The organism is Verrucomicrobia bacterium S94 (assembly GCA_004299845.1).
Taxonomy (GTDB): domain Bacteria; phylum Verrucomicrobiota; class Kiritimatiellia; order Kiritimatiellales; family Pontiellaceae; genus Pontiella.
On sequence record CP036201.1, the window covers coordinates 1,806,739 to 1,821,266 of the forward strand.

A 14,528-nucleotide genomic window follows, 5' to 3' on the forward strand; every position below is an offset into this window, starting at 1 on the left:
CCGCCTATGACCGACCCTCAACTGGACCAAAAAATACGCGACTGGCAGGACCGGCTTCTCAGCCGTTCCGTTCGGCGCACCCTGAAATGCAATCGGATGATCAAGACGTTAGGAAGTGTATCCTCGTTCCAGTGTCTGGAAATCAGCGAAGGCGATGGAGCCATCAGCGCCCGCTTGCGCGCCCTCGGCGGAAGCTGGAAAACCGCTGCACCGACCCGCCCGGCATCGGACTCACTCAAACACAGTCTCTCCGAAAATATCAGCTATATTCACAATGGCAGGCTCCCGTTTGAAGATCAGTCCTTCGACCGGCTCGTGATTGTGGATGCGCTGAAATATATTGACGATGATTATACCTTCATTCGTGAATGCCACCGTGTTCTGCGCAACGACGGATGGGTGGTCATTTCCGAAACCAAACGCGCCCCTGCCAGTCTGACCGCACTGCTGCAGAAGCTCGCCGGAACCAACCCAGCTGCACGCGGCGCTGTACGCAACGGCTATAAAGCCAATGAACTGTTTGATCGGTTGAAAGACGGTTTCGACGTTCCTGAAACCATCATCTATTCCAACGGACTGCTCGAAACCGCTTCCGCCATCGGCTCCCTGTTCCGGAAAAGAACCCTGCCCATACCCTACTGGCTGATCCCGGAACAGGTTCCGCCTGCCATCGAAAAATCCTACAGAACATGCAGCACCCAGGCCGCCCTGTTCCTGCCGCTCGCCAAACTGTTCGCGTTGTTCGAATTTATTCCAGGGCACCAACTCCTGGTCCGCAGCCGACGGCGTCACTGGCGCCCGCGCCTGCAGCCCAAACTCATCGACGGCCGCTCGATTGCCGAAGCCGCCATTAACACCAAAATAGGAACTGCGGCACCGTTTTGATCCTTTCTCCCTACAAAACACTGGAACAGGCCATCGGCTATCGCTTCAAAAAGAAAGCCGTACTTGAGCTTGCCCTCACGCACCCGTCGTACCGCTACGAAAATCCCGAAACCGAGGACGACAACCAGCGGCTCGAATATCTGGGCGATGCCGTGCTCAGTCTGATGGCGGCCGAGTATCTTTTTGAAAACAATCCCGATGCGCGCGAAGGTGATATGTCTAAACTGCGCAGCCGACTGACACAGGATCGCAAACTGGCGCAGATCGGGGCGAAAATAGGGATCAGCGAATTTATCCGCCTGGGTGTCGGCGAACGCAAAAACGGCGGTGCAGAACGGGCCTCCAACCTCGCCGATGCTGTTGAAGCCATCATCGGCGCGGCATGGATCGACGGCGGAGCCAAAGCCACCAACAGAATTTTCAGAAAAATCTTTGTTCCGGAACTCGGAAAACTACAGTCCGCTCCTGTGAAAGCCAACCCCAAAGGCGCTTTGCAGGAATATGCCCAGAGCCACGGCCACCCCATTCCGGAATACGAAACCATTGAGGCCGAAGGACCCGAACACGACCGCACCTTCACGATTGAGGTTTCGGCCTGTGGAAAAAAATGGAGTGCCAAAGCCGGAAGCAAACGCGAAGGCGAACGTCTCGCGGCTTTCCAGGCTCTGGAAGAGCTGAATCGCGCCGCAGAAAAAAAAGGCGAAAACTAAAGCGCAGGAACCGCTGAAAGCAGCTTCCGGGTATAGGCGTGCTGCGGATGATCAATCACCTCTTCGACATTGCCCATCTCCACAATCTCGCCGTTAAACATCACAGCCACACGGTCACAGACATTGCGGACAACAGCCAGATCATGACTGACAAAAAGAAACGCCAGGTTCATCTTCTCCCGCAACTCCAGCAGCAAGGCTAAAATTTCCGCCTGTACAGAGACATCCAACGCGGAAACCGGCTCATCGGCAACCAGCAGATCCGGATTCAGTGCCAGCGCCCGGGCAATACAGATCCGCTGACGCTGCCCCCCGGAAAATTCATGCGGATACCGCCACGCCCAGACCGGATTGAGGCCCACCGCCTCAAAAAGCTCAGTCACGCGCCCGCGCCGTTCCGCCACATTCGCCCCGATTTTATGCACATTCAGAACATCCACAATCGCATGGCCGACTTTCATACGCGGATTCAGCGAACCATAAGGATCCTGAAAAACCATCTGCACTTCCTGCCGATAGGTTTTCAGCGCTTTTCCCTTTAGCGATGCCACATCAATGCCCTTGAAATCTATTCTTCCGGACGTCGGATCCGTAATACGGATAATCGCTTTACCGAGCGAACTTTTTCCGCAGCCGCTTTCCCCCACCAGACCGAAAATTTCGCCCGGTTTAATCTCAAACGTCACGTCCTTTACGGCATGAACAGCGCTATCGCCTTTGCCGTAAATGATATTCAGATTTTCAACTGTAAGCAGATTTTCCATTAGGGTTTCTTCGGCCGCAGCCGCGGCACAGCAGCCATTAATTGTTTGGTGTAGTCATCCTGCGGATCATCGAGCACCTGACGGGTTCTTCCCTCCTCAACAATACGACCTCGCTGCATCACACAGACGCGGTCTGCAAGATCGGAAACAATACCCAGATTATGGGTAATCATCAGAACCGAGAGCCCGACCTTATCACTCAGCTCATTTAAAAGGTTCAGAATTTCGCGTTGCACCGTCACATCCAGTGCCGTCGTCGGCTCATCGGCCACCAGCAGTTCCGGCGAACACGCCAGGGCCATGGCAATCATGCAACGCTGCAGCTGACCGCCGCTCATCTCATGCGGATAGGCCTTGTCCAGCCGGGCCGGAAGATGAACCAGATCCAGCAGTCGCGCAATTTCCGCTTTACGGTCCACATCATTCCGATGCAGCTTCAACGCCTCTTCAATCTGCCAGCCGATGGTGAAAACCGGATTAAAGGAAACCATCGGTTCCTGAAAAATATATGAAATCTGACGCCCCCGGATCCTACGCAGTTCGGCATCCTCGAGCGCAAGCATGTTCCGACCGCCGAATAAAATCTCACCGCCGGCATAAACGGCCTGACGCGGGGCCAACCGGGTCAGCGACAGCGCGCTGATACTTTTTCCGCTGCCCGACTCGCCGACCAGCGCCAGCGTTTCGCCGTGAGCAATCGAAAACGATACGCCATCAACAGCTTTTACCAGCTCATCGCCATGCCCGAAATGAACGCTCAGATCTCTTACTTCTATGATGGATTTGGAATCAGTCATTGAGTCGCGGGTCCAGCGCGTCGCGTAATGCGTCGCCTAACAGGTTAAAAGCCAGCACCAAAAGAAACAGCGCAAGCGTCACAAAGGTCATTTCCCACCACATGCCCTGCCAGAGACGCATGCGGGCATTGTTGATCATGAGGCCCCACGACGGCTGATCCTGCACACCGATCCCAAGAAAACTGAGAAAAACCTCAGTTCCGACCGCTGCCGGGAAACGCAGCGAAAAGGTCACAATGATCACATGCGAAATGTTCGGCAGAATATGCTTAAACATAATCCGCCCGGAACTCAGACCCAGTGCTTTGGCGGCCTGCACATAGGTCTGTTCCTTATGTTTCATGACCTCCCCGCGAATCAGACGGCAGATGCCGACCCATGTCGTCAGCCCGATGCCCAGATAAATACCCAGCAGTCCTTTTCCAACCACCATCGCAATGGCCAAAATAAAGAGAAGCCCCGGCATGGAGGCAAAGGTGGAATAGAGCCAGACCACAAAATCATCCACTTTCCCACCGAAATATCCGGCAATACACCCAAAGAACACACCGATCGGAATGGCAATGAGCGACGTAATGATGCCGACTTTATAGGCAATACTCACGCCCTGAATCAGCCGCGACATCACATCGCGCCCCAGTCCGTCGGTTCCCATCCAATGCTCGGCGCTCGGCGGCTGAAACTGCAAATCCAGATTGGTCTTCTGATACGCCGGAGTAACGTCGCGGAATTCGTACACCTGATAGACGATCTCACCGTAAACCGCCAGCAGCGTGAACATCACCACCAGCCCGAGACAGACCATGGCCATCCGGTTCTTTTTCAACCGCCGCCAGGCATCGCCCCATAAACTGTTTGATTTTTCAGCCATTGTTTTATTTCAGTTTTACGCGCGGATCAGCCGCAGCGTAGCAGATATCCGTCAGAAGGTTCGACACCACAAAAAGCAGCGCCCCGATCAGTACAATCGCCCGGACTACATCAATATCCGCCGAAAGAATGGCATTGATGCTCAGATACCCCAGCCCCGGAATTCCGAAAAAACTTTCCAGCAGCAGCGAACCGGTGTAAAGAAACGGAATCGCAATTACCACATTGGTGATAATGGGAATCATCGCATTTTTCAGCACATGCACAAAAAGAACGCGCGGTTTGGATACCCCTTTGGCGAACGCGGTGCGCACATAATCCTTGTACATTTCATCCAGCATGATCGTCCGGTAAAAACGGATATTCGAGCCCAGCCCGCTGATCACACCAATGAGAACCGGGAGAAACAGATATTTTGCCGATTCGTATCCCCACACCGGGAACCAGCCGAATTTGTAGGCGAAAAAATACTGCCCCGCCACAATGAAAACCAGATAGTTGATGCTCATCAGTGCCACGGAAAAAATCACCAGAAACCGGTCGATAAACGTGTCGCGGAAATAAGCACAGACCAATGAAAGACTGATGGATACCACGATACCGATAATAAAAATGGGAATAGTCAGAGAAAGCGACGGAAGCACCCCGTCCCGCAACAGCTTGGCCACCGGCTGTTTAAAGCCTTCTGAAAAACCGAGGTCGCCGTGCAAAAGCTGGCGAATATAAAACGTCAACTGGGAATCGAATGGATTCCGGTTGATCTTGCGCAGTTTCAGCTGCTGGATTTCCAGCGGTTTTTCCAAAGTCCGGAAACCGCCGTCCTCATCCCCGGGAAAACGGATATTCACCTTTTTCCACTCTTTGGAAGCGAGCTTCTGCCCCGCCAGAACACCCCCCCACGATAGCGGATCGTCCAAATATAATCCTCTTCGGCATCCAGTGCGAAAGCAATCAGATTCACCGTGGTTCCGGGCTGAATGACAACCGTTCCGCTCTCCGCAGAATAGGTAATATTCGACCAGCTGCGCCAACGCCCTGCCCCTTCGCTTAGGTCCTGGTCCTCATAGGCGCGTGTTTTTGCGCGCGTCCCGAAAAAGAGCGGTTTATTCAACCCTCGCTGTTCATCAAAATTCTCCAGCGTCTGAAGTGACACTTTTTTACCCAGTGCAATGGCGGCCAGGTCACCGCCCACCACGTTGAAGAGAATGAAAGTCAGCAGGATCACCCCGATCACGGTCGGGATCATCTGAAGGATACGTTTGACGATATACTTAAACATCCGTCACTCCCGCCCCGTCATATCCAGCTTTTTATTGCCATACGATTCCATCCAGGCTTTGCGAATCTCCGGATTACTGCGCCTGTATTTCCCCATACCGTAGGGATAATCATGCGGAATATAATTTTCAATCCAGCGGTGTTTTACGGCAAAACTCATCGGCTGGAACTGGAAAATCCACGGAGCATCCTCAACAATGATTCTCGCCATCTGTTCATAGAGTGCCGTGCGTTCCGGCGAATCGGGCATAATGCGGACTTTTTCGTACAACCGGTCAATTTCAGGGTTCCGATAGTTCGAATGATTCGGACCGGGCGATGCATTTTTACTGTAGAAAAGCTGCAGGAAATTTTCCGCATCGGGATAATCCGCCACCCACGCGAGCCGGAAGGTCTGGGCCTGACGCCGGTTCATTTTTTCGATAAAGGCCGGCCATGTATTATAATTGGCCTTCAGCACTACACCGATCTTTTCAAACATATCTGCCAGCAGCGCCGTTGACTGGCGCGTATTTGAATCCGCACTGCCCATCTCAATACTGATTTCCAGGCGACGACCGGTTTTCTGATCAATCCCGTCCGGATAGCCCGCTTCTGCCAGCAGTTTTCTGGCCTTCTCCAAATTGAACCGATAAGGCGAAGGCTCCTTCAGTTCTCCTGCCAGTGGCGACGGAATGGGACCTTCAACAGGATAGAGCCGGTTATTCATAAACCGGTTCATCACATCAAATTCATAGGCGCAGCTGAGTGCCTGGCGCAGTTTTCGGTTCCGCATGTTCTGCTCAGGATCATCCACTTCACCCACCACCGGATCATCCCAGTTGAATCCCAGATAATAAACTGCGGTGTACGGGGAGGAAATCAGCTCAATTCCGCGATCAGCCAGCGATGAACTCAGACTTTTGTCCGGCATCACCACCGCATCCCAGTTGTCGGGCGAAATCGAGGAAGCCCCGAGCTGTCCGGCCAGAAACATCATCCAGGACGTCGTCGAATCATCGATAACAAACTGGACCACCCGGTCATTGAACGGAATCGGTTTCCCCGCATCCTTCAGCAGACCGGCCGCTGCCTGCTCCGGTGTTCCTTTCGACGGATACCGCTCCACGCGGCCCGTCTCCTCCCATTTCGGACTGCGATAAAATTCAATGCGGGAATTCCGCCGCCATTCCACCAGTTCATAGGGCCCTGTTCCCACAGGATTGTTCACGAATTCCTTCCCGTAGAACTCCACTGCTTCATGCGGAACTACAAAGGCATAGTGCATCGCCAGAATATAAAGCAGTTGAGGATACGGTTCGAGCAGGGTGATCTGCAGCGTGTAATCGTCCAGGGCTTTCAGTCCCTCAACCTCCATGGAATAGTCGGTCGGCGCTTCGCCCTTCGACGCTTCATGGAAGGCATCGATCCCTTTGATACGGTTATTAAACACCCAGAAGCCGGACGATGCATTTTTCACATCAGCCACACGTTTGAAGGAATAGACAAAATCACCGGCTTTAAGCTCGCGCCCTTTGCCATCCGGGAAACAGGGATTATCGTGAAAATAAATACCCTTGCGGATTTTGAAGGTATACACCAGTCCGTCGTCAGAAACCTCAGGCATTGATTCCGCCAACGCCGGAATCACTTTATACGGCCGGGCCAGATAGTCGTATTCCAGCAACCCCTCATAAATCTTTGAAATCGCCATCGACGAAGACACTTCGCCGCTGATCGCCGGGTCCAGCCCGCGAATGCGTGAGGTCTGTCCATACTGAACGGTCTCTCCGGGCTGCAGCGGAAATCGGCTCTCTTTGCCGCCACACCCGAAAAGCAGAAAACTCCCCGTCAATACCGCAACTGCGGCTGAGAGGAGTCTTTCCACTGGAGGCTCAAATGCCATTCAGTAAGGCACTTAACCTTGTTACTCTGCAACAGATGCAGGCATTTCGGTCTGGGGAACAACCGGAGCCGGCTGCGTAGCCGGCACCTCTGTTTCCAATCCCTGAACCGGTGCAGGCTGAACTGCAACCGGCTGAACCGGATCACTCTGCACATTGTCCATCAGCGTTTTATCTTTCTGGGCGAACATAACACCCAGCGCGAGCGACGTTCCCATGAAAACCACACCGAGAACCACAGTCGCTCTGGACAGAACGTTACCTGCACGTGCACCGAACAGCGATTCACCGGCACCGGCACCGAATGCCAGCCCCAGTCCTTCGCTCTTCGATTTCTGCAACAGCACCAGGCCGATCAGCAACAGACAGCTGAGAACCAGTACAACAATCAGAAGTGCCTTAAGAACTAACATAATTTTTCCTCTATTCCTTTGGTCCAGGGTTTTCCGGTCAAAGCTGAAGCCTCTCCACTGAAAAGCGTTCAGGCTTCGACATTCAGACCTTCAACCACGCGGCACTGCCGCGACTTTACATAGCGGCTTTAACGATTCCGGCAAACGATTCTGCGTCAAGTGCAGCACCGCCAATCAGACCGCCGTCAATATCCGGCTGTGCCAGCAGTTCCGGAGCATTGCCCGGTTTCATGGAACCGCCATACTGAATGCGAACCGCATTGGCCGCTTCTTCACCAACCATATCCTTCACCGTTGCTCGGATGAACGCATGTACTTCCTGCGCCTGTTCGGCAGAAGCCGTCTTTCCAGTACCGATGGCCCAGACGGGTTCGTAGGCAATCACCAGTTCGGTATAAGCTTCAGCCGGAACGTCTTTCAGACCTTCACGAACCTGAAGTTCAACCACCTTCTCCATGTTGCCGGACTCACGCTCTTCCAGCGTTTCACCCACACAGAGAATCGGGCGTAGATTCTTTTCCAGTGCCTTGAGCACCTTCTTATTGATCCATTCGTCGGTTTCCTTGTAATACTCGCGGCGTTCACTGTGTCCGAGAATCACATAACGAACAAAAAGTTCTTTCAGCATGGAATGACAGATTTCACCGGTGTATGCGCCTTCATCTTCGGAAGACATATTCTGGGCGCCAACGGCGATTTGCGTTTCGGATACGATATCGCTCACTGATTTGATTGCGGTAAACGGAGGACACAGCACCACATCCACTTCCGTGCAGTCGGCCAGTTCACGCTTCACGCCGTTCGCCAGTTCAACGGCCTCTTCAACCGTTTTGTTCATCTTCCAGTTACCGGCAATAATCTTCTTTCTCATCTAAACATCTCCGTTTCGTTGAAATTTATTTCGTTAACACCCAGTTTTGCTCAAAAAATGAACGGGGAATCTAGCGAAACCCGGCTCAATAGGCAAAGGTGAAAATCAACGAAAAAGACCGGGCCTTTCCACAGGATTAAAGCCTGAGAACACTCCGGAGCACAACCCGATCAGCTTATACCTCTGCGATACCGAATTTAAAATCCATACACCCCACCGAACTGATCACGCAAGGGAGATTCGATAAAACGGATGATTCCGTTCCCATATACTATATCCCATAATGATCACTTCCTACTGAACAAAATACACAACCCCAAACATAACCCTTTAATATAAAGCATATTAAACCATCTGTGATGCGCAATATGCAACTTGACTGACCCAACTGTTTATGATCTCATTTAAAGAACATGGATTTGATTATATTAAATCATTAAAATGGAGGAGAAATGACATGAAAAAAACAATAACAGCAGTCGCCGTTATGTTGGCTTGCGGAACTGCAATGTCGGCACTTTATTCGACAAGCTTCGACAGTCCGACCTATACCTCCGGAAATCTCTCCGGTCAGGACGGCTGGGTAGCACAGACGCAATGGCAGGTAGATGGCGCCGGAAATGTAACAAATACTTCCGGTGCTTTTATTCGTGCCCATAATACAAATGTTCTGGGATCTACCGCGATTAATGAAGTAATGACGCTGACATCGGTCCTTACACTGGGTACATACACCACACCCTCAGCGGACATAGCCTCCTGGGAAGAAGGTATCTTCACACACGCAATGTCTCATCAACAGGGAAGTGCCTCATTTGCGGCCGATCTCGCAGTAGGCCTGCATTATAATGCCAGCACCGGCAACCTCGAATTACGCGCAGCGCAGGGGCAGAAATAAGCGGTACTTCATCAGCAGTTATCGGTACCGCATCCGCTTTGGGAGAAACAACCTACACCTTCACCACTGTTTTCACAAAAACAGCGGCAGACACATGGACCGTTTATGCGGATCTGATCAACGACGGAAGCTCAGTAGGATCGGTCAGTTACACTGCTAACGGAGAGACGGCAGATCTTGATGCCGACACGGATGGCGGCGGAATCCTCGGTGGATTTCAGGCTCTGCCGGCCGGCGGCGGTTCAGGCGGAATTGCCACAGCTCCATTCGGACCGACCACAGTCAGCGACTTTTCGATCGAAGTCATTCCGGAACCGGCCACTCTTGGCTTGGTCGCAGCCTTCGGCGGAGCAGTGCTTTTTATTCGTCGGCGCTTTTCGCTCTGAACATAATTCGGGAGTTACTGAAGCCGAGGTCGTCACCTCGGCTTTTTTTATTCCTTTTAAAACCGGAATCCTCCATCTTTCTCCATCTTTTCCCCTGTAAAATTTTCAACGGAATTCCCGGACATTCCGACATATTCCATGTAACGTCTCCAACTGATTTATAATAACCAAGGACGGGAACCCTGTTATGGAAAAAAAACTCTTTCTCATCGACGGCATGGCCATCATTTTTCGCGCCTATTTCGGCTTCATCCGCAACCCGCGCATCAATTCCAAAGGCGAAAACACCTCCGCCGTATTCGGTTTCGTCAACACCCTGCTTGACCTTATTCATACCTATGAACCCACTCATATCGCCGTTGCGCTCGATGCATCCGGCCCCACCTTCCGCCATGACGAATACCCGGAATACAAAGCCACGCGCGACGAAACACCCGAAGGTATCCGCACCGCAATTCCTCGGATTAAAGATCTGCTGCAGGCCTTTAATATCCCGATGCTCGAATATCCCGGTTTCGAAGCCGACGACGTAATCGGCACACTCGCCCGCCAGGCCGAAAAAGAGGGCTATGACACTTATATGGTCACGCCCGATAAAGACTACGCCCAGCTCGTCGACGAGCACACCTTCATGCTCAAACCCGGCCGCAGCGGCGGCGACGCCGAGCTCCTCGATGTCAAAAAAATCCTGGAACAGTGGGACATCTCCAACATCGAACAGGTCATTGATATTCTCGGCCTAGCCGGCGACACCGCTGACAATATTCCCGGCGTTCCCGGCATCGGCCCCAAAACCGCCGTCAAACTCATCAAACAGTTCGGCTCCGTTGAAAATCTACTGGAAAATACCGATCAGCTGAAAGGCAAACAGAAGGAAAAAATCGAAGCTAACAAAGAACAGGCTTTGCTCTCAAAACGCCTCGTTACCATCAAATGCGATGTCCCCGTCAAAGAAGATCCGGCCGGGCTGATTATCGGGAAACGCAACGACGATGCCCTCAAACAGATTTTCACCGAACTCGAATTCAAGAGCATGATCAAACGCCTTTTCGGCGAATCCCCCACGCCCTCTTCCGTTGCCGTTGCGGCCGCTTCCTGCGGACAGGGCGATCTCTTCGAATTCGCCGCAGCAGAACACCCTGAAATGACGGAATCCGTGCCGGGATTTAAAACCATCAAGGATGTAAAACATAACTATCACCTCGTAACTACTGCTGCCGAACGCGCAGAACTGGCCGAAAAACTTTCGGGAGTTCGGGAAATCTGTTTCGATACCGAAACCACCGGTCTCGATGTCCGTACCGCCGAACTGATCGGCATTTCCTTCTGTATACAACCCGGCGAGGCCTGGTTCGTCACCCTCCCCCCGGATACGGAACAGACCAGACTGGCTCTAGCCCCCTTTCTTCCAATCCTCGGCAATCCGGATGTACGGAAAATAGGTCAGAACCTCAAATATGATATCAGCGTCCTGAAGTGGAACGGCTTCGAAATCAAAGGGGAACTGCTCGACACTATGCTCGCTCACTATCTCATTGATCCCGATCAGAAACATAATATGGATCACCTCGCCGAATCCCTGCTCAACTATTCCCCCATTCCGATCGGGGCCTTGATCGGCGAAAAAAAATCAGAACAGAAACCGATGCGCGAAGCCGATCCCGACCAGCTCTGTGAATATGCCTGCGAAGATGCCGACATCACCCTCCAACTCTGGCACAAACTCAAACCGATGCTGAAAGAGCGTGGCCAGGAGCGCGTGTTCTACGAAATCGAAACACCCCTCCTTCCGGTACTCGCACAAATGGAATACAGCGGCATTAATCTCGATGTTCCGAACCTGGAGAAATATTCAGAAAAACTCGGAGAAAAAATAAACTCTCTGGAAAAAGGCATTTACACCAAGGCCGGCATGGAATTCAACCTCAACTCCCCCAAGCAGCTCGGAGAAGTTCTCTTCGATGTGCTGCAGCTTGTGGAAAAACCGAAAAAGACCAAAACCGGACAGTATAAAACCAACGAAGAGGTTTTATCCGAACTCGCCCGCGATCATGAAATCGCCCGCATGGTGCTCGAATACCGCGGCCTCACCAAACTCAAATCCACCTACGTCGATGCCCTTCCCAAAGACGTTTTCCCAAAAACCGGAAGAATTCACACCACCTTCAGCCAGGCCATTACCACCACCGGACGGCTCTCCTCGGTAAACCCCAATCTGCAGAATATTCCCATCCGCACCGAAGAAGGCCGTGAAATCCGCCGCGCATTTATTCCCCGCGAAGGCTTCACCCTGCTCGCCTCCGACTATTCCCAGATTGAACTGCGCATCATGGCCGAACTCTCCGGCGATGAAGGACTTCGCGAAGCCTTCATCCACGGTGAGGATATTCACACCGCCACCGCCGCCCGCGTTTTCAACGTTGATAAAAACGACGTCACCCGCGAAATGCGCTCCAAAGCCAAAATGGTCAACTTCGGCATTATCTACGGCATCTCCGCCTTCGGCCTTTCCCAGCGCCTCGGCATTCCTCGCAAAGACGCGCAGGAAATTATCGGACAGTACCGCGCCAACTATCCCGGCGTGCAGGACTACCTCGACAAAACCATCGAATTTGCCCGGAAACATGAATATGTCGAAACCATCACCGGCCGGCGCCGCTACATCCGCGACATCAACGCCAAAAACCAGATGGTCCGTTCCGGCGCAGAACGCAACGCCATCAACGCCCCCATTCAGGGCACCGCCGCCGACATGATCAAAATCGCCATGATCGCCATTCAGAACATGCTCGAGGAAAAACAGACCCAAACCAAACTCCTGCTTCAAGTCCACGACGAACTCGTCTTCGACCTCGCCCTCAACGAAGCCGACGAACTCATTCCCCTCATCGAAGAAAAAATGCGCTCCGCCATCCCCATGGAAATTCCCATCCTCGTCGAATCCGGCACCGGCAACAACTGGTTAGAGGCGCATTGATTATCCCGACATGAAAAAGCGGATTCAAAGAATTCTTCGATCCAAGTATAAAGACGAACTAGCCTGATCTATTCACGCGCCCGGTATTGAGTTTGTTTTTTTGCGTTGGATGGGTGCTGGCAGGCCGCAAACGATTGATGCCTGCTTGTTTTTTTCGGAGTTTGATCGGATTCGGGCAGACCTCCCCCTTACCCCTGTATTTTATTTGCGCAGGGGACCGCCGGTCTGCCGCCTATCCTGTATTTGCGAATACGGATGTTTTCAGGGTCGTGATTTCTGCAAAGGCCTGGGGCATATGCAGCTTGATGCGGGTCTTTCCGTTCTCCACACGAACGCCGATTTTAAGCAGCTTCAGGCGAATGGTTTTAAATTCTGCGCGACACAGCCGCGTCCCCTTGAGCCGCACGCTGCGCAGGTGATGCATTACGACATAGGCGGCCGAGTGCAGGAACAGGCGAAACTGATTGGCGGTGAAACGGTGGCAGCTCGTGCGGTCCGAGAGCAGGCCGTTCTTGTGATCCTTGATCATCAGCTCCATGGCCCCGCGACCACAGTAGACCGTCTCGTAAAGATACTTCGCCCCGCTGTTCTCGAACGATGTGACGATGAAGCGCAGATCCTCCCCGTTCGCATTGACCAGTACCCGGCAGATCACGCGGCGCGCCCGGCTCCAGGTACGGGCCTGATAAAAGGCGGATGCAAAAACACACGCTTCACGGCCGGTACATTCATGCTTTTTGCGTGCGTCAGCAAGGGCCTGTGCAAACTGTGCTTTTAAACGCGAGTTCGTCTGGAGTCCGGTGACAAAGTCCACTGATTGTGCCTCCAGCCAGTCCATGACCACGGGCTTCGTGTGGTGCGAGTCTGCACGGAAGATCAGGCGGGTGCATGGAAAGGCCGCCCGGATACGTTTTACCACCCGCTTGAGTACGCTGATAATTTCCCGGTCCGTCGGCGTCTTGCCCGGGCGAAGCACTGTGGTGATCAGCTTCCCGCTGAGTCCGTCGTACAGGTGAAACGGCATGAAGCAGTATTCATCCTCGAAGGCATTGAACAAGGCCATCTGCTGCCGGCCATGGACATGGTCGGCGGTGGGATCCAGATCAAGCACGATGGCCTCCGGCGCATGATCAAACGATGCAATGAACTGATCCACCAAGGCATACCCCATCCGGAGCAGCTCCCGGACAGACACGCGGTTTTCGAGCCGCGACATAGTGGGCTGCGAGGCGAGCGCACCGTCTTCGGGAAGACGGCCCGCCGCCATTTTGAACAGCGGATCGTCGCGCAAGGCGTCACAATCATTCGCGTCTTCGTAGCCGCAGCAGATCCGGACAACACGCTGGGTCAACAACTCCTCCATCGTATGGTCGACATACGACGGATGGCGGGGATCGTGCAACGCCCCGGCGAGCGAGCGGATGATTCCGGTCTCTTCGAGCACCTCGCGAACAAGCATCAGCCCGCCGTCCGAGCTGACCAGGGGTTCGTCAAAGACAGCCGTGAGTTTACGGTTTTTAAGAGGTGAGAAAGGGAGCAGTATCTGTTTATCTTTATCCATTGTCGGCCTTGGTTGTTTTTTGCCGGGAAGCAATTCGCAATGTATTCTATTTGCGTGCATTGCGGCAACCAAGGCCGTTTTTATGAATAATTCAGGTTAGCTCCATCGAGTATTAACCCAAGAAGCCGAAGGCGTTCAAACGCCATGGACGGACTCCATGTTAGGGCGACAAGCTCATGATAGTTTGCCATGATAGACGCGCTTTTCTTATGGGCGTCTGACATATTTTCGCTTA

At 52.8% G+C, this 14,528-nt stretch carries 11 protein-coding genes and 1 pseudogene; 5 read left to right on the forward strand and 7 right to left on the reverse strand.

The features are described 5' to 3' along the window. Window positions 1-6: 6 nt before the first annotated feature. Together EGM51_07530 and rnc are read left to right on the forward strand one after the other, a co-directional pair. Window positions 7-885 (forward strand): class I SAM-dependent methyltransferase, encoded by an 879-nt coding sequence (locus tag EGM51_07530; GenBank protein QBG47251.1) that lies wholly within the window; start codon window positions 7-9, stop codon window positions 883-885. Further along, a complete protein-coding gene (gene rnc, locus EGM51_07535; protein QBG47252.1) occupies window positions 882-1,595 on the forward strand; it encodes a ribonuclease III in 714 nt (237 codons plus the stop codon). The genes EGM51_07530 and rnc overlap by 4 nt, the downstream gene beginning before the upstream one ends. On the opposite strand, the pseudogene EGM51_07540 reads toward rnc, so the two are convergent. The 6 genes and pseudogenes from EGM51_07540 to EGM51_07565 all read right to left on the reverse strand — a co-directional run bounded on the left by EGM51_07540 (window position 1,592) and on the right by EGM51_07565 (window position 8,471). Further along, window positions 1,592-3,156: pseudogene (locus tag EGM51_07540) on the reverse strand (ABC transporter ATP-binding protein). The gene rnc and the pseudogene EGM51_07540 sit on opposite strands and share 4 nt — an antisense overlap. Continuing rightward, window positions 3,149-4,027 carry an ABC transporter permease gene (locus EGM51_07545; protein ID QBG47253.1) on the reverse strand — a complete coding sequence of 293 codons (879 nt, stop codon included), beginning with the start codon at window positions 4,025-4,027 and terminating at the stop codon, window positions 3,149-3,151. Before EGM51_07545 ends, EGM51_07540 begins: the two are co-directional and overlap by 8 nt. 4 nt (window positions 4,028-4,031) lie before the next feature. Beyond that, window positions 4,032-5,057, reverse strand: coding sequence for an ABC transporter permease (locus EGM51_07550; protein QBG47254.1), 1,026 nt, complete (start codon window positions 5,055-5,057; stop codon window positions 4,032-4,034). Between the two features lie 251 nt (window positions 5,058-5,308). Beyond that, the gene (locus EGM51_07555) at window positions 5,309-7,189 is read right to left on the reverse strand and encodes a hypothetical protein (GenBank protein ID QBG47255.1); all 1,881 of its coding nucleotides are present in this window, start codon (window positions 7,187-7,189) and stop codon (window positions 5,309-5,311) included. 21 nt (window positions 7,190-7,210) lie between these two features. Then, window positions 7,211-7,600 (reverse strand): preprotein translocase subunit SecG, encoded by a 390-nt coding sequence (secG, locus tag EGM51_07560; GenBank protein QBG47256.1) that lies wholly within the window; start codon window positions 7,598-7,600, stop codon window positions 7,211-7,213. A 115-nt stretch (window positions 7,601-7,715) separates the two neighbouring features. Next, window positions 7,716-8,471 carry a triose-phosphate isomerase gene (locus tag EGM51_07565; protein ID QBG47257.1) on the reverse strand — a complete coding sequence of 252 codons (756 nt, stop codon included), beginning with the start codon at window positions 8,469-8,471 and terminating at the stop codon, window positions 7,716-7,718. Window positions 8,472-8,928: 457 nt separating this feature from the next. On the opposite strand from EGM51_07565, the gene EGM51_07570 reads away from it, so the two are divergent. The 3 genes from EGM51_07570 to polA all read left to right on the forward strand — a co-directional run bounded on the left by EGM51_07570 (window position 8,929) and on the right by polA (window position 12,732). Then, window positions 8,929-9,369, forward strand: coding sequence for a hypothetical protein (locus tag EGM51_07570; protein QBG47258.1), 441 nt, complete (start codon window positions 8,929-8,931; stop codon window positions 9,367-9,369). After that, on the forward strand, window positions 9,342-9,755 hold the full coding sequence (locus EGM51_07575; protein QBG47259.1) for a PEP-CTERM sorting domain-containing protein: 414 nt from the start codon (window positions 9,342-9,344) through the stop codon (window positions 9,753-9,755). The genes EGM51_07570 and EGM51_07575 overlap by 28 nt, the downstream gene beginning before the upstream one ends. Window positions 9,756-9,942: 187 nt before the next feature. Next, window positions 9,943-12,732 (forward strand): DNA polymerase I, encoded by a 2,790-nt coding sequence (gene polA, locus EGM51_07580; protein ID QBG47260.1) that lies wholly within the window; start codon window positions 9,943-9,945, stop codon window positions 12,730-12,732. A 232-nt stretch (window positions 12,733-12,964) separates the two neighbouring features. Here the strand turns inward: polA and EGM51_07585 are convergent, their stop codons facing one another. Beyond that, window positions 12,965-14,353, reverse strand: coding sequence for an IS1380 family transposase (locus EGM51_07585; protein ID QBG47261.1), 1,389 nt, complete (start codon window positions 14,351-14,353; stop codon window positions 12,965-12,967). Between the last annotated feature and the right edge of the window lie 175 nt (window positions 14,354-14,528).